This window comes from Niveispirillum sp. CC-CTL257 (genome assembly GCF_059489915.1).
This window is the reverse complement of record NZ_JCAJXE010000003.1, coordinates 7,501-23,297: the sequence shown is the minus strand read 5'-3', so window position 1 is coordinate 23,297 and position 15,797 is coordinate 7,501. Positions and strand designations below refer to the sequence as shown.

15 protein-coding genes and 3 pseudogenes (1 of these 18 running past the window's edge) are annotated in these 15,797 nt (G+C 62.8%); 8 read left to right on the top strand and 10 right to left on the bottom strand.

Annotation, left to right across the window (positions count from 1 at the left end; translation table 11 throughout):
• Positions 1-64 precede the first annotated feature (64 nt).
• The 7 genes and pseudogenes from ABC729_RS16935 to ABC729_RS16905 form a co-directional block, all read left to right on the top strand.
• A pseudogene (locus ABC729_RS16935) lies at positions 65-2,260 on the top strand (Tn3 family transposase); the annotation flags it as partial.
• A 58-nt stretch (positions 2,261-2,318) separates the two neighbouring features.
• A pseudogene (locus tag ABC729_RS16930) lies at positions 2,319-2,588 on the top strand (transposase); the annotation flags it as partial.
• A 230-nt stretch (positions 2,589-2,818) separates the two neighbouring features.
• A complete protein-coding gene (locus ABC729_RS16925; RefSeq protein ID WP_495608784.1) occupies positions 2,819-4,180 on the top strand; it encodes an IS110 family RNA-guided transposase in 1,362 nt (453 codons plus the stop codon).
• A pseudogene (locus ABC729_RS16920) lies at positions 4,176-5,086 on the top strand (IS3 family transposase); the annotation flags it as partial. The gene ABC729_RS16925 and the pseudogene ABC729_RS16920, both read left to right, overlap by 5 nt.
• Entirely contained in the window at positions 4,980-5,561 is a 582-nt protein-coding gene (locus tag ABC729_RS16915; RefSeq protein WP_495608783.1) for a multiubiquitin domain-containing protein, read from the top strand. The pseudogene ABC729_RS16920 and the gene ABC729_RS16915, both read left to right, overlap by 107 nt.
• Complete coding sequence (locus tag ABC729_RS16910; protein WP_495608782.1) at positions 5,536-6,720, top strand: ThiF family adenylyltransferase; 1,185 nt, start codon at positions 5,536-5,538, stop codon at positions 6,718-6,720. The genes ABC729_RS16915 and ABC729_RS16910 overlap by 26 nt, the downstream gene beginning before the upstream one ends.
• Positions 6,717-7,181, top strand: a complete 465-nt coding sequence (locus ABC729_RS16905) for a ubiquitination-like system serine protease family protein (RefSeq protein ID WP_495608781.1) — start codon at positions 6,717-6,719, stop codon at positions 7,179-7,181. Before ABC729_RS16910 ends, ABC729_RS16905 begins: the two co-directional genes overlap by 4 nt.
• A 113-nt stretch (positions 7,182-7,294) precedes the next feature.
• On the opposite strand, the gene ABC729_RS16900 is transcribed toward ABC729_RS16905, so the two are convergent.
• The 8 genes from ABC729_RS16900 to ABC729_RS16865 all read right to left on the bottom strand — a co-directional run bounded on the left by ABC729_RS16900 (position 7,295) and on the right by ABC729_RS16865 (position 14,461).
• Positions 7,295-8,239 (bottom strand): DUF2493 domain-containing protein, encoded by a 945-nt coding sequence (locus tag ABC729_RS16900; protein ID WP_495608780.1) that lies wholly within the window; start codon positions 8,237-8,239, stop codon positions 7,295-7,297.
• A 256-nt stretch (positions 8,240-8,495) separates the two neighbouring features.
• On the bottom strand, positions 8,496-9,494 hold the full coding sequence (locus ABC729_RS16895) for a DUF7146 domain-containing protein (RefSeq protein WP_495608779.1): 999 nt from the start codon (positions 9,492-9,494) through the stop codon (positions 8,496-8,498).
• A 2-nt stretch (positions 9,495-9,496) separates the two neighbouring features.
• Positions 9,497-9,742, bottom strand: coding sequence for a DUF6117 family protein (locus ABC729_RS16890; protein ID WP_495608778.1), 246 nt, complete (start codon positions 9,740-9,742; stop codon positions 9,497-9,499).
• 67 nt (positions 9,743-9,809) lie between these two features.
• Positions 9,810-10,217 carry a DUF6915 family protein gene (locus ABC729_RS16885; protein ID WP_495608777.1) on the bottom strand — a complete coding sequence of 136 codons (408 nt, stop codon included), beginning with the start codon at positions 10,215-10,217 and terminating at the stop codon, positions 9,810-9,812.
• An 11-nt stretch (positions 10,218-10,228) separates the two neighbouring features.
• Positions 10,229-10,705 carry a DUF6878 family protein gene (locus ABC729_RS16880; protein WP_495608776.1) on the bottom strand — a complete coding sequence of 159 codons (477 nt, stop codon included), beginning with the start codon at positions 10,703-10,705 and terminating at the stop codon, positions 10,229-10,231.
• A 65-nt stretch (positions 10,706-10,770) separates the two neighbouring features.
• The gene (locus ABC729_RS16875) at positions 10,771-12,834 is read right to left on the bottom strand and encodes a ParB/RepB/Spo0J family partition protein (protein WP_495608775.1); all 2,064 of its coding nucleotides are present in this window, start codon (positions 12,832-12,834) and stop codon (positions 10,771-10,773) included.
• Positions 12,835-12,929: 95 nt separating this feature from the next.
• Positions 12,930-14,126 (bottom strand): DUF932 domain-containing protein, encoded by a 1,197-nt coding sequence (locus ABC729_RS16870; RefSeq protein WP_495608774.1) that lies wholly within the window; start codon positions 14,124-14,126, stop codon positions 12,930-12,932.
• 95 nt (positions 14,127-14,221) lie between these two features.
• Positions 14,222-14,461 carry a helix-turn-helix domain-containing protein gene (locus ABC729_RS16865; protein WP_495608773.1) on the bottom strand — a complete coding sequence of 80 codons (240 nt, stop codon included), beginning with the start codon at positions 14,459-14,461 and terminating at the stop codon, positions 14,222-14,224.
• A gap of 88 nt (positions 14,462-14,549) precedes the next feature.
• On the opposite strand from ABC729_RS16865, the gene ABC729_RS16860 reads away from it, so the two are divergent.
• Complete coding sequence (locus ABC729_RS16860) at positions 14,550-15,056, top strand: hypothetical protein (RefSeq protein WP_495608772.1); 507 nt, start codon at positions 14,550-14,552, stop codon at positions 15,054-15,056.
• Here the strand turns inward: ABC729_RS16860 and ABC729_RS16855 are convergent.
• Positions 15,050-15,535, bottom strand: a complete 486-nt coding sequence (locus tag ABC729_RS16855) for a thermonuclease family protein (RefSeq protein WP_495608771.1) — start codon at positions 15,533-15,535, stop codon at positions 15,050-15,052. The genes ABC729_RS16860 and ABC729_RS16855 overlap by 7 nt on opposite strands.
• Before the next feature lie 100 nt (positions 15,536-15,635).
• A protein-coding gene (locus tag ABC729_RS16850; RefSeq protein WP_495608770.1) for a DUF2285 domain-containing protein crosses the window boundary here: on the bottom strand, positions 15,636-15,797 show its end. The gene runs 315 nt beyond the window's last position; the window shows 162 of its 477 coding nt (coding positions 316-477); its start codon lies off the right edge, out of view — the gene reads right to left on this strand; it ends in the stop codon at positions 15,636-15,638.

Below are 15,797 nucleotides of genomic sequence, written 5' to 3'. Positions count from 1 at the left end.
CGGCGGAACGTCTGGGTCTTGTCGCGTACTGAATAGACATTACTCCAACTGGGACAGAACCGCTATGCCGCGCCGCAGCGTACTGACCGATGCCCAAACCGAGGCGCTGTTCGCTCTGCCGACGGCGGAGACCGACCTGATCCGCCATTACACACTGAGCCCTGCCGACATCGCCATCGTCGCGCGCCGGCGGCGTCCACACAACCAACTGGGCTTTGCCGTCCAGCTCTGTGCGCTCCGCTATCCGGGGCGGCTGCTGCGGCCAGGGGAACTGGTTCCTCCCCAGGTGCTGTCTTTCGTCGCCGACCAGTTGGATCTGCCGCCCGACGCATTGGCGGAATATGCCACAAGATCGCAGACACGCTACGACCAGCTCGAAGCGCTCTACGCCATCTATGGCTATACCACCTTCTCGCAACCGATCCGGCGCGAGATCGCCAAATGGCTGCTGCCCGTCGCCTTGGCCACCACCAGCGGCATGGTTCTGGCGGGCCTGCTGATGGAGGAGTTGCGGCGTCGGACCATCGTGGCCCCAGTTGCCTCCACCATCGAACGCCTGGTGGCCACCGCCCTGTTGCAGGCCGAGCGCCATGTCGAAAGGCAGATTGATGCCGCCCTGACGGTGGAGCAGTGCGAGGGCATTGATGGGTTGCTGGTGGAACGCGCCGATACAGGCATGAGCCTGTTGGCCCGGGCACGCCAGCCACCCGGCGCCACGGGACATCGCGCCATGGCCAGGCTGGTTGAACAATTGTCCGCCTTGAGAACCCTCGGCATCAATCCGGCGATCCGGGAAAGCATACATGCGGACCGTGTCCATCTCCTGATCCGGGAAGGTAACCGATTATCGGCTCAGCATCTGTCAGCACTGGCACCGCTGCGCCGGCAGTCCATCCTGACGATGACCGTGCTGGAAACCATCACCCGGCTCACCGACGACGTCATCGGCATGTTCGACCGTCTCATCGGCGGCCTGTTCCGACGGGCCGAACGCCGCGCGGCTGAAACTATTCAGGCCAACAGCCGGGCCATGAACGAGAAGGTGCGGTTGCTGGCAAGGGTGGGCGAGGCGCTGATCGACGCACGCGGCAAGGGTACCGATGCCTTCGCGGCCATCGAGGCGGTCATTCCCTGGGAGAAATTCAAGGCCGCTGTGGCTGAGGCCGGCGAACTGACCCGCGATGATGGCACCGATTATGCGGCGCTCGCCGCCACAAACCACGCCCTGCTGCGCTGGGTGGGCCCAATGTTCCTGGACAGTTTCCGCTTCCAGGGCATTGCTGGCGTCGGTGCCCTGCTGAACGCATTGGCTCTGATGCGGACCTTCTATGCCGGGTCCCGGCGGAATCTGCCCAAGGGCCTGCCGACCGGCTTCATCCGGCGCACTTGGCGGGCGGCAGTGCTACGAGATGGGATCAATACGCCAGCCTATGAACTCTGCCTGTTCGTGGAATTGCGCGACCGGCTGCGGGCCGGGGACGTCTGGGTAGCCGGCAGCAGACAATACCGGGCCGTGGAAGACCAGCTCGTGCCGAAGACCCTGTTCTCGACCATGAAGCTGGCCGGGCCGTTACCTGTCGCCGTGCAGGAGGAGGCCATCGGATATCTGCGCGAGCGGCGGGAGCTGCTGGAGGAGCGGCTGCGTCAAGTCGACGGGCAGGCCGCAAAGCAGTTGCTCCCGGATGTCAGGATCAATGGGACAGCGTTGAAAATCTCACCATTGCAAGCCGTGACCCCGGAGGCGGCGGAGCAACTGGCCGACCGTGTCCAGGCCGTGATGCCACGAGTGCGCATCACCGAACTGCTGGCTGAGGTCAACCGCTGGACCGGCATGATGGAGTGCTTCACTCATCTGCGGACACAGCTTCCAGCGGACGATCCGCGCATCACCCTGACGACGGTGCTGGCCGACGCCACCAACCTGGGACTGACGCGCATGGCCGAAGCCTGCGATGTCGCCACCTACCGGCAACTGGCCTGGGCCGCCGGCTGGTATCTCAGTGAGGAGAATTACGGCCGTGCCCTGGCATGCGTCACTGCCGCCCAACACGCGCACCCCTTGTCCGCCTGGTTCGGCGATGCGTCGGTGTCCAGTTCCGACGGCCAGCATTTCCCGCTGGGCGGCCAGGGCGAGGTGGTGGGCGCCGTCAACCCGCACAAGGGGTCGGGACCCGCCATATCCTTCTATACCTTGATTTCCGGCCGCTATGCGCCCTTCCACACCAAGGTGATCTCCGTCTCGGAGGGGGAAGCCGCTCATGGACTTGCCCGGAAAAAGTGGAGAGCGATGTCCTTAATGTCAGATAGGATATCGTCCCATGACGAAAGAGAAGAAACGCGGCCCGGGCCGGCACGCGCAATTCACGGATGAGTTCAAAGCCGAGGCGGTTCGCCTGACCCAGACGAGTGGTCGCCCTCTGCGGGCGATTGCCGAGGATCTTGGTGTTGGGCTGTCGACGCTGGGTAAGTGGGTTTCATCGGCCAAAGAGGCTGATCTTCTTTCCGGCCCGCATGAGGACACCGCCAGGGAACTGGCGCGTCTTCGTAAGGAAAACGAGATTCTGCGGCAGGAGCGCGACCTGCTAAAAAACGATCACGGGCTTCGGTCCGCCTGTGCGCGGTAGAAACAGGCCGTGCTACGCTGACTGTGGGAGGGGAGTTGCCGACTGCTTATTGGAGGCGATCGACCCCGTTAAAAAACGTGGCACATGGGCTGTTGCGGACTTGAGAGTGGTGACGCTGTTTCGGCGGCGATCCCGGTTAGGAAAATGACGAACTTGCGCGGCCCAGCCCCTCCCGATCCAGAGGAGGGAAAGCCATGCCAAAGACAAGTGCATCCACGCCGCAGAACCTCACCCACATGAACCCTAGAGCGGCGGCCATCGACATCGGGTCCACGATGCATATGGCTGCGGTCAATCCCGATTGTGCCGACATGCCGATCCGTTCATTCGGAACCTTCACCCAGGATTTGCATGATCTTGCCGCCTGGTTCAAATCCTGCGGCGTCACAAGCGTGGCGATGGAGTCGACCGGCGTCTACTGGATACCGGCCTACGAGATTCTGGAGCAGCATGGCTTCGAGGTGATCCTGGTCAACGCGCGTTATGCAAAGAACGTCCCTGGCAGGAAGACAGACGTCAGCGATGCGGCATGGCTTCGCCAGTTGCATTCCTATGGCCTGCTACGCGGGAGCTTTCGACCGAACGCACAGGTCGCAACGCTGCGTGCTTACCTGCGCCAGCGAGAACGACTGGTGGAGTATGCGGCAGCCCATATTCAGCATATGCAGAAGGCTTTGATGGAGATGAATCTACAGCTCCACCATGTTGTCTCCGACATCACCGGCGTAACGGGCATGAAGATCATCCGTGCGATCGTTTCCGGTGAACGCGATCCCAACGTTCTGGCATCGTTGCGCGATGTTCGCTGCCACTCGTCTGTCGAAACAATCAGGGCATCCCTGATCGGCAACGATCGCGATGAGCACGTATTTGCCCTTTGTCAGTCACTGGAGCTCTACGACTTCTACCAGATGAAAATGCTCGAATGTGACCGCAAGCTTGAAGCGTCAATTGCGTCTATGACCGTAGACCCGGAAGCGCCGATTTCGCCGCTACCAAAGAGCCGGACGAAGACCAAGCAGACGAATGAACCATCCTTCAATGTGCGAGCTGCACTATACGGTCTCACCCGGACAGATTTGACCCAGATTCACGGCCTGGGCTCCTCGCTTGCGCTAAAGCTCATCGGCGAATGCGGAACGGATCTGAGAGCATGGCCCTCCGCCAAGCACTTCACATCGTGGCTATGCCTTGCACCTGGCAACAAGATCTCCGGCGGCAAAGTGCTTTCATCCCGGACCCGTCGTTCCTCCAGTCGAGCGGCGGCGCTGTTGCGGTTGGCTGCCACTGCGATTGGGCGAAGTGACACCGCCCTTGGCGCATTTTACCGAAGGCTGGCGGGGCGCATCGGAAAGCAAAAGGCAGTGACGGCAACGGCAAGGAAGATCGCGGTACTGTTCTACAACGCCCTCCGGTTTGGAATGGTGTATCGAGACCCAGGTGCCGCTGCCTATGATGAGCGGCATCGAGGAAGGGTCATAGCCAACCTTCAGCGTCGCGCCCGGTCTATGGGCTACGAGCTGGCGCCAATGACTGCTGAAGAGTGTGTTTCTTAGGAAAGCGGCCGCCTTCTTTGCCAAGGAGACCATGAAATGAGGTTCAAGGTCATCGAGGCAGAGAAGGCGAATGTGCCGGTTCAGCGTGCCTGCGCGTTGCTCGACGTCAGCGAAAGCGGCTTTTATGCCTGGAAAGGTCGCGCGCCATGCCTGCGCCAGCGCGAGGACATGGTTCTGCTCGCCCATATCCGGGCCGAGTTCCGGACATCCAATGAGACCTATGGCAGCCCGCGCATGACGGCAGAGCTGAACGAGGACGGTATTGCCGTCGGGCGTCATCGCGTTGCCAGGCTCATGCGCGATAATGGCCTGAAAGCCGTGCAGAAGCGCCGCTTCAAGAAAACGACGGACAGCGACCACAAAGGCCCGGTTGCCGCCAATGTCCTCGACCAGGATTTTGCCGCCGCCGGACCAAATGAGAAGTGGGGCGTCGACATCAGCTATGTCTGGACCGCCGAGGGCTGGCTCTATCTGGCCATCGTGCTCGACCTCTTTTCGCGCCGTATCATCGGCTGGGCGGTGTCCGACAGGCTGAAGAAGGATCTCGCCCTAAACGCCCTCAGGCGCGCCATCGCTATCCGCAGGCCGCCGAAGGGCGTCATTCACCACTCCGATCGCGGCAGCCAATACTGCTCGGACGACTACCAAAAACTCCTGGCCGCCTATGGTTTCATCGTATCCATGAGCGGAAAGGGAAACTGCTACGACAATGCCATGGTGGAAACCGTGTTCAAGACGCTGAAGGCGGAACTGGTCTGGCGAACCACCTTCAAAACCCGCATCGCCGCCGAAACCGCCATTGGCCGATACATCGACGCGTTCTATAACCCAACAAGAAGGCATTCAGCCTTGGGCTTCAAAAGCCCAATCCAGTTCGAGAGCCTGCCTCTCAAGCTGGCAGCATAATCAACCAATCGCTCTCCACTTTTTCCGGGCAAGTCCAAAGTTCGAGGTCAACTCGCACGAACAACGCTGGGGCAAGCCCGCGATCAGCGGCTACATCCTCGAGCAGCTTGCCAAGCCCGGACCGGGCGAAGCGGTCTTCCTCGAGGTGCGCGGCGAAACGGACGTGCTGATCGAGCCGACCATGTTGGTCGACCTGAATGCCCCCGGCATCGAGCGCTTCTACAACGCGCCGCGCCCTCCGGTCGAGATCGAGATCATCGTCAACACCCGTCCGCGCCTGGTCCGCGGCCCGACGGTGACCTTCGAGCAGATCGTCGAACTGGCGTTCCCTGGTCCGCACGAGGCCAACGTCACCTTCTCGATGACCTATCGCAAGGCGGCCTCGAAGCCGCACGCCGGCGAACTGGGCGCCCACGGTTCGGTTACCATCAAGCAGGGGACGGTCTTCAATGTCACTCGCACTGTTCAGTCGTAACGCCGACCTCTCCAAGCTGCGTGAGGAAGGCTATTTCGTCCAGGTCGTCGGAGGTTTCCTCGTCATGCGCGAGGTTCCCTATGTCGATGCGAATCGCAAGGTCCGCAAAGGCACCCTGATCTCAAGTCTGGCGCTGGCCGGCGACCAGACCCGGCAGCCTGACACCCATATCATGCATTTCGACGGCGACTACCCATGCTTCGCCGACGGGAGCAGGATCGCCGCAATCTCACACCAAACGAAACACTTCGATCTCGGCAACGGGCTGACCGCCGAGCACGCCTTCTCAAGCAAGCCCGAAGGCGGTTACCGCGACTATCACCACAAGATGGCCACCTATGCTTCGATCGTCGCGGGTCCGGCCGCAGTGATCGACAACCTCTCGACTCCCCGCCCATACCGCGCCCTTGACCTGGAGGAGGACGGGGGCAGCGTGTTCAACTATGTCGAGACGGCGTCTGATCGTGTCGGCATTGGCGCTCTCACCTCGAAGCTCGCGGGCCACCGCATCGCGATTGTCGGCCTCGGCGGGTCCGGTAGCTATATCCTCGACATGCTGGCGAAGGCACCCGTTGCCGAAATCCGGATCTTCGACGCCGATGAGTTCCTCCAGCACAACGCTTTCCGGGCGCTTGGCGCGCCGAGCCTCAACGAGTTGCGCGACGCCCCACTTAAGGTGAACTACTTCAAGGCGATCTACGAGCGCATGCACCGTGGCATCACGGCAGTGCCCCAAGCTATCACGGCAGTCAACCTCAATCTGCTCGACGGCATCAACTTCGCTTTCCTGAGCTTGGATGCCGGCGAGGCCAAGGCGGCGATCATCGAACGGCTCCACGCCCGCGGCGTCGGGTTCATCGATATCGGCATGGGCCTGGAACTCGGCGACCATGGGCTGAGCGGGATCCTGCGGGTAACGACTAGCACGTCGGCGAGCCGGCAGCGGATCGGCTCGCACAGCCGCATTCCCCTGGCCGGTGGCGGGGCTGGCGACGTGTACGCATCCAACATCCAGGTCGCCGACCTCAACGCGCTCAACGCGGTGCTCGCAGTGATCAAGTGGAAGAAACTCTGTGGATTCTACTGCGATCTTGAGAACGAGCATCACTCGACTTATACGCTCGACGGGAACATGCTGCTCAACGAGGACCAATCATGATCCGGCACACCGTCCTTGAACATCGCTTCGTGCAGCATTTTCCCGAAACACTGGAGCCGGGGGTGCTCTACGTTTCCCTCGAATTCGGCAGCGTCGCCCACAGTTGCTGCTGCGGCTGCGGCGAGGAGGTCGTGACCCCCCTCACTCCGACGGACTGGAACATCACATACGACGGCGAAACGATCACGCTGCATCCCTCGGTTGGCAGTTGGACTCTGCCGTGCAGGTCGCACTACGTTATCCGCCGGGGGCGGGTGATCGAGGCACCTCCCTGGACGGACGCTCAGATCGCTGCGGAACGGCAGCGAGATCGTCGGGCCAAGGCAAGCTACTTTGGGCAGGTTGAAAGCTCTCCCCTGCCGTCACCTGTGCAGAAAGAACCTGCCGGGGAAAAGCACATGCCCAAATCGGCAAGCGAGAACTGGTGGCGACGCCTGCTTACATGGTGGGGTAAACTATAGTCGGCTGAAATCCGCCCCCTGTCCTTTAAACGGAAGTTTGACGGACACCTAAAATTCGGCCGCTTTCTTTGCAGCCTGACCGAAAACCCGCCCGTCCGCTTACGCCCCCCCCTTCATCCCCCCTCCCCGAAGCACCAGACGGGCACGCCCATCTTGCGGGCCTTATCGGCAAGGTTCTGGGTGATGCCGGAACCTGGAAAGGCGATGAGGCCGATGGGCAGGGTTTCCAGCATCTGATCGTTGCGGCGGAAGGGTGCCGCCTTCTTGTGGCGGGTCCAGTCGGGCTTGTAGACGATCTGCGGAACGCGACGGTTCTCCGCCCAGCAGGCGGCGATGCGTTCGGCACCCTTGGGGCTGCCGCCATGCAGCAGGACCATGTCGGAATGTTTGGCATGGACCTTGTCCAGCGCTGCCCAGATACGGTCGACATCGTTGCACTCCACCCCACCGGTAAAGGCGACCTTCGGGCCGGGGGGCAGCAGCAGGTTGGTGTCGGCGTGGCGACGGGCGGCGATATGGTCGCGGCTGTCAATGATCGCCGCCGTCAGGGTGCGGTGGTTCAACTGGGAGCCCTGGCGCGGGCGCCAGGTGGAGCCGGTCAGGGCCTCGTACATCTCGGCGGCAGCGTCGCGGAAGAACTCGAAGGCGTTGCGGCGTTCGATCAGGCCCAACCCTTCGGCGGTGAGGCGTTCCAGCTCAACAGAGCGGATTTCTGAGCCGTCCTGTTCGCTGTGGCTGCGCTGCTGGGCTTGCTCGTTGGTGTCCAGGTCGCGCTCCAGGCTGCCGATGCGGCGATGGAAGACATTGACGCAGGCCCAGAGCAGGTCGTCCAGGTCATCCTCCAGCCGGGTGCCGGTCAACAGCCCGGCCAGGGTCTCCAGGCAGGCCCCGATCTCGGCCCTGGCCTGATCGGCCTCGGGCAAAGGACGCGGGTCGGGCTCGTCCTGGAAGGGGCGATAGCCGTAAAGCTGCAGTTCCTCCAGCAGATGGGCGGACGGTGCGGCCTCCGTAAGGCCGTCGGTGGCGGGGAATGGGGATGTCGTGCGGCTGGTCAGCATGGCGGTCACCGGATTTGTGGGCCGCGCCGGTCGCGGCCTTCCTGGGGAGCGCCCGCCAGGGTTAAGCCCGGCCCCGCACCCCTCGCGGGCCGCAGCGCCAGCGGAGGACGGCCTCTGGCCGTTGCGGGGCCGGGTGACCCTGGCAGATCCCCAACCTGGAAGGCCGCCTTGCTGCGGCCCGCCCTTCACGGGTGACATGACGATGCTGTGCGCCGTACAGGCCCAGTCCGCTTCTGACGCTGCGGATGCCAGGATCCTATCCGCAGGGCAGGAAGGTGGTTGTATCGACCTCGGCCAATTGCGGGACGATCCATTCGCGCAGCGCCATCAGCCCATAGGCCATCAGGTCGCTGTTGAGATCGTCTAGCCGGGGCCGCAAAGGCAGGACCGTCAACGCGGCGGCGTGGCCACGCGACGACAGACGGGCAAAAGCCCATTCCCCCGCCGGATCGGCATCACAGACGACATAGAGCCGACGCAGCAGCGCTGGAAAAGTCCAGGCGGCGAGGTGTGCTGCGGAGAGGGTTGCGACCGCCGGCAGCAACGGCAAGGCCTGGCGTAGCGACAGCATCGTTTCCACCCCCTCCCCCGCCGCCATGACGGGGCCAAAGGGGCCAAAGCGCACGCCATTTCCCAGCAAATGACCCATCGCACGGCGGGGATCATCCAGCGCGGCCTTGTCGCCGGCTAGGCTGAGCCAGGTTCGGTGCAAGCCCGTGATGTGGCCGCCATCATCGGTGACGGCGGCAATCAAGGCGGGCAAGCTGATGGTGCCGGACGGCTCCCAGCGATGGCAGTGCGGATGAAACCGCAGCGCCGGTTCAGGGTGGTGCAAGACAATGCCGCGCTTGGCCAGGTAGCGTTCCGCCAAAGTGCCCGGCAAAGGCTTGCTGGCCGCAAACAGACGGCGGCAGGCTTCGGGTGAACCTTTGGGTGCCATTGCAGTGGTAAAGGTTCCGGTGACCGGCAGCGGCAGATGCAGCACCGCCCGTGCTTCCGCCATAGCGTCGCGGATGGACAGGCCCCGGTTCAGGGCAATCAGGTCCAACAGGTCGCCATGCTCCCCCGTGGCGGCATCGGTCCAGGAACCAGCACGGGAGCCCGTCAGGCGGACATAGAGGCTGCGGCCATGATGACCTTGCACATCGCCGACCAGCCAATAGCACCCCTGCCGACGTCCATTGGGCAAGAACTGACGGCACACCGCCTCGGCCTCCAGCGCAAGGCGGCGAACCAACTGGCCGATATTTTCCATGATCAGCCATCCGTACTGCCCGGACCGCCAGGCGCATCTGGCGGGAGATAGGCCTCATACGGATTGCCATCCGCGAGATGACCGAAGGGTGTCATGAGGAAGCCGTCGGCATCGCGCCCAACGGCACAGATGACATAACGCGGCTCCCCGGTAACCGCGTCGTTGCATTCCATCAGCGCCAGATTTCCATCATGAGCGGCCCGCAGCAGGGTTTGGAAATTGGCACGGGCATGGTCAGGTATCGCCATTATCCATCTCCTGAGAGGTAAAAGGCCCGGCGCTGAGACCGGGCCCGATTTCTATGGGGAGGTGCGGTCATTCAAGGCTGACCGGGGCCTTTGCCGTACCGCATTCCGGCATGGGGTCAGCCATGGCAAAGGGATCGACCAGCCTGTGGATCGGCTGGGCGCGCCCCATCCAGGGTTCAGGACGGATGCAGCGGACCCAGTCGGCAAAGCTGGGGATGAAGCCCAGATCCTCAATAATGTGCTGCTCACCGACCAGCCTGACGGGCACAACCCGTCCCGTCGATAGCGTCAGCGTAACGCCATAGACCCGTTCCATCTCAAAGATGCCCTGGGCATGGTGGCGCAGGGCGCGGTGACGAAAATCAGCCACCAACATTTTGGACGCGTCCAGCCATTGATGCAAAGGCAGGTACTCATCCGCCGTCCCGCCCCATTTGCGGACCGAGGAAAGGGCATGGTGGCAGGGATGTCCCATGTCAGCCTCCCTCAAAAATCATGTTGGTAATTTTCGATGGCGACATACCGCTCGTCATAGTCGAGCTTGATCGTCTGCGCGGCGACATCGAAGACAAAATCCCCATAGCCGCCATCGTTGTTCTCCCAGCCCGAATGGGTTGATTCAAGACAATCATAGACCAAGCTCTCAATGGCCTGAGACAGCGGCATATGTTGGCGCTCAAGCCCGGAGCCATCCCAAATCGCCTTGGCCATCTCAACGGATACAGACGGCAGGGCCCTGGACTGATCACCAGCAAGGGCGGTTACATCCTCGATCTGGCCGGAATCGCCATAGCCGTCGAAATGCAGCGTGACCGTGGTGATACCGGCATCGGCCAGGGCCGCAAAGATAGCGGCACGGTTGACGATACGGGCCTCTGCCGCCAGCCGTGCACGGTGCGCGGCTTCTATCTGCCAGGCCTCACATGGGTTGGCGGGTGCCGGGACATGGGTCGTGTCGGTCATGACAGTTCTCCCCAAAAAAGGGAGCCCGGCAGCGAACCGGGCTCGAAAATGGCATTGATCGGGCTTCATTCGGCGGCTATCGCTGGTGCCGCCATCGACGGGTCCTCGACGGCTGCCCCCTCCTCCGGCTCAATTTCCGGGGTCGGCTGCGCCACTTCCTCCTGTGCGGACATCGTCCGCTTGGGTTTGCGCAGCAGTTCCGGTAGCCAGCCTATGCCCGCCAGCAGCTCCTGCGCATGGGCCGCCATGTCGGGCTTCTTCAGATGCTCAATGCGCTGGGCGGCGTCTGCTCCCTTCGCCTCCCGGACGGCTTCCAGGATGCGGGCCTTGGTGACGCGGCCCAGGAAGTTGTCCACCGTCGGCGCCCAACCCGCGGCAGCCATATCCAGGTCCAGCACGCCCGCCAGCGTGTCGGCATGGTTCAGGCGGCCATTGTGGCGGTTCCAGTTCTCATGCACGGCATTCACCGTCCCCGCCACACAATGCGCAAACAGGCCAGACCGGCTGTCGGCATCGAACCCCACCAGCACATCCCACAACTCCGTCGCCCGCGTCGGCATCTGCTGCCGCCAGTTCTCATGTCGGTCCACGATGGCGGTGGCGGCGGCACAGTCGCGCAAGCTGGGTTCCTGGAGCACCGGCACCGTGCCGCGGGCGCTGATTTCCAGGCAACTGGCATAGGAGCCGGGATAGAAGGTCTCCAGGCACAGCACATGCAGCACGGCCAGGAACGCCGTGTCCGGGTCCCGCGCCAAGGCATCCCGCAGGGCCAGCGTGCGATGGGTGGTCAGTTCCATCACCAGCCGGTCGGACAATGGCTTCATGCCCTCATCCTCGGGTTCCGGTTCCTGGCTGACACTGGTGCCGGTATAGGCGGCATGGGCAGCAGCAGGTTGGTTGACATCGCATTCCGGCGTGTCACCCTCGGGGATCACCTCCTCCACCGGCGGTTCATCTTCGCGGCGCACGAAACCGCGCTCCACCCGCAATTCCCCTTCCGCGTTCACACGAACATAGCAGCCAGCCCGCGCCATCTCATCGGGATTGAAACGCTCCGGCCGCTCTTCCAACTGGGCGATTTCAGCCGAAAGAGCCGTCAGCCGCTGATCGACCTCCTCGGGGATGTCCTCGCCCGTATCATGTTCCTCGGCCAGCCGTTCATAGTCGGCAGAAAGCTCGGAAAACCGCGCCTCCTCATCCTCCGTCCGGGGGACAATCTCCGCCTTCAGGCGGCGCTGACCGACGGTGTGGCCATAGAGGAAATCGACATTCACCTCGACCCATTTCCAGCCCTCGGCCATCACAGCGTCAGCGGCCTTGGCCAGCTTTTCCGCCACCAGCCGTTCCAGCAGCGGTACGTCGCCCAACCAACCGCCCTCGTCCGGCGTGAACAGATCGCGCATCACCGGACCACCGGCGGCGATATAGGCTTCCAGCCCGACAAAGCGGGCGCGCTTGTCATAGGCGGGGATGCTGCTGGCCGTCAGGGCACGGCGGATGTGATAGGGCTCCTTCTGCCAGGGCTGGGTGAGGGAGGCCCAGACCTGTTCCTGGCGCTCATGGCTGTCGCTGACGCTGAAGGCCATCAGCATGTCGAGGTTCATGCCATCCTCGGCATAGATTTCCAGCAGCTTGGGCGACACTGAAGCCAGCCGCAGCCGCTGTTTCACCACGGCCGGGGTGACAAAGAAGCGGGCGGCGATGTCTTCTTCGCTGAGGCCTTTGTCCATCAGGGTCTGAAAGGCGCGGAACTGATCCAGCGGGTGCAGCGCTACCCGTTGCAGGTTTTCCGCCAGACTGTCCTCCTCGCCCAGCCCCTCGGTACGGATGACACAGGGGATGGGGGCGTTGCGGGCCAGGCGCTTCTGCTTGACCAGCAGTTCCAACGCCCGGTAGCGACGCCCGCCGGTCGGCACCTCGTAAATGCCCGTCTCCTGGCCCTGGTCATCCAACTGCGCCCGGACGGACAGGCTTTGCAGCAGGGTCCGGCGGGCAATGTCCTCGGCCAGATCGGCGATGGACACGCCCGCCTTGACGCGGCGGACATTGGCCTGGGACAGGACCAGCTTGTTGAAGGGGATATCCTGGGACCGGCTCAGGATGATCTTGTCAGCTGCTTTCGTGGCCATGGGTTTTCTCCATGACGGGCCGGTGGAAGCCTCTCTCCCACCCTGGCACCCGTCGCGAAACCCCCAGCCTCCTCTGCCTCTGTGCCCGCCGCCGGTCAGGCAACCCGGTCCAGCAGCTTCTTGGCCCTGGCCTCCATATCCAGCCGCGCGTCCTGGTGCGGCTTGTCGCGGGCGACTGCCGTGATGCCTTGGACAAAATCAAAGATGCTTTCCGGCTTGCGCCCCTCCTCCGCCAGCACGGTTTCGATGATCTTGCCCGTCTCCGCCTTGGAAAAGCCGCGCTTGCGCAGGAACTCGTCGCGGTCATCATCGCTGCGGGCGACGATCTGTCCACGCGATGCCTTGATGCCGTTGATAAACGGCATGGGCGAGGAATTGGCAAAGCGCGTCAGAGCGGGTGCCGCCTCATGGGCAAAGCGGGACGCGGCATATTTGGAATGGCGGATGGTGATTTCCTGGAAATCCTCCACGCCCCACAGGTTTCGATTTTGACACACCGCCCGCAGGTAGAAGCTGGCCATGCCCAGGGTTTTGGCCCCGACCTCGCTGTTCCAGCAATAGAAACCCCGGAAATAGAGATCCGGCGACCCATCGGGCAGTCGCCCCGCCTCAATCGGGTTCAGGTCATCGACCAGGAACAGGAACACGTCGCGGTCGCTGGCATAGAGCGTGGTCGTGTCGCGGGTAATGTCCACGCGCGGATGATAGATGCCGGTCGACCAGTCCAGCACGCCGGGCACCTTCCAGCGGGTGTCCCCGGTGCCATTGCCGGCAATGCGCTGCACCGCCTCGACCAGCTCATGATCAAAGATACGGCCATAATCCGGCCCGGTGACGGCGCGCAGCTCAACGCGACCGTCTTCAATCTCCAGGGTCTTGACCTGTTCGGCCCGATGCGATGTCAGCCCATATTGCAGGTTGATCCCGGCCAGCGCCGCCGGAAGCTGCCGCAGATAGGAGGCGGGTGCCCCGACCAGCCCCGCCAACTGTCCGAAGCTCCAATGGGTCGGTGCCACGGGGCGGTCAGCCCCAGGCAGCAGCAGCGACAGCCGTTCCGGCACATCGCTGCGCGCCTCCACCCGTATATCAGCACTAGCCAGGGTGCGCGTCCGGCTGCGATCCGTGCGGGTCTTAACCGACGCATAGAGGTCGGACAGGGACAGGAACCGCTCATCATTCGGCCGCGAGAACCATTCCGACGATACCCGGCCATTGCGCTGGCCACGGTTCGCATCCACCCGGTAGCCGCGCGCGGCATCACGGGGATTGTCGAGGATTTCCACCTGGGTCATGGCACATCTCCATGACGGGTGCCGAAGGCCACTCCTCCAGCCCAACCCGTCACGAAGGCCCAAGCCGCCTCTGACTCTTTACCCCCACCACCGGGTCAATCCACGTCCGAAGCCAGGCGCACACCCTCCCCCACCCCGTCTGACGCCGAGATGAAGATAATCCCCGCCTTGGTGAGGGTGTTCTCCAGCGCTTCCAGGGTAGAGGTGCGCGTAGACACCTCGTTGCGTTCCAGGCGTGCGACCGCCTTGACCGAAACGATAGCCTCGTCGGCCAGCTTTTGCTGGGACCAACCAAGGAGAGCGCGGGCAGCACGGATTTGTCGGAGCGAGATCATGGCTCCGATCAAAGCAAAGCCGGTGACAAGGCGGTGAATAAGGGCTATTTTCGCCCTTATTGAGCCTATACAGGATCGGCCCCCCTGCATGTCACTCGCTGATTATTCAGACCGGATGGTCTTCGCCCTTGCCATGGTCGGCGTGCCGCATTTGCAGCGGATTCACCAGCCCGGCCATCGCAGCTTGCTGGTCAGTTGGACCAGGGCGGGACATGAACAGACACCCCTTCCTGCGGTGACAGAAGTCCTTGCAGGGGTCGCGGACGCGCACCAAGGCACTATCGCTGTCGTTGACCCCTCGATCCAACCGCGATGCTGGCGGATGATCGGCCAGACGGCGCTGTCGCTGGTCCGTTCGCTCCCGGGTCTGGATGATAAGTCCATCATCAACAGCATCCTGTCGCAGGAACCGGTCGATCAAGCCGCCTATCACGAGATTGGCAGCCGAGACCGTGTTGTCGGTTTTCTCAGGCTGCCCGTGATGGGCAGCAACCCAGCAGAAACGCTTTGGATCATCGGCGTTCAGGCTGCTCGCGCCTATCCAGCCGATGGTCCTGTATCTGATGATTTGCCGCAAGAAATGGACCTTCACTGACATTGGTCTGGGGGTATGGGCGGATCAAAGGTGCCACGCCACACACCGGACAACAGGAAGCGCGCATTTCGTTCCCAATCACTCAGGTCGTCATGACCCGATCGGCATGCCATCGCCCAACCACGACGAACCATCAGTTCCGACAGGGAATCACCGCCGACAAAGCAGTCCGACAAGTCAGAGTTGGCAGCACGCGGACGGCACAAAACCGGTGTCCCGGTCGTCAGTTCAGTAAGCGCCCTGATTGCTTCCGGACCACAGGGCCATGGTTGACCCTTTCGATCCAGGCATTGTTGGTCGGGCAGTGGCACCACGATCCCGGCCAGCCGATGCCGAACACCCGCGATCTCGACCACGTCAGCCTTGACCACCGTGGCCGGTCCCTCCTGTTCCACCCGACCCTTGGGCCAGTAAATGAAAGCCCCCGTACCGATGCCCACCAGTACCAGCACGGACAATCCGATCTTGAACAGCTTCATGGCAAAGCCCTCCGTCACATCATGGTTGCAGTCAAAGGGCGGAACCTTCTCCCGCCCAAGACCCTGACACCCGCGCCCGCCGCCCTTTGACTCTGGCCCCTCAGGCCAGCAGATCCCGGTAGCCACCGCGCACCATCCGCCGTCCCTCGCGGATGAGCCGCTGGACCCGCAGCCGCAGACAATCCGATCCGCGCGACCATTCAACGGCAACACGCCTTTCCCCAAAGAGCGCGACGGCAATGTCACGCTGGGGCGCGCCCGC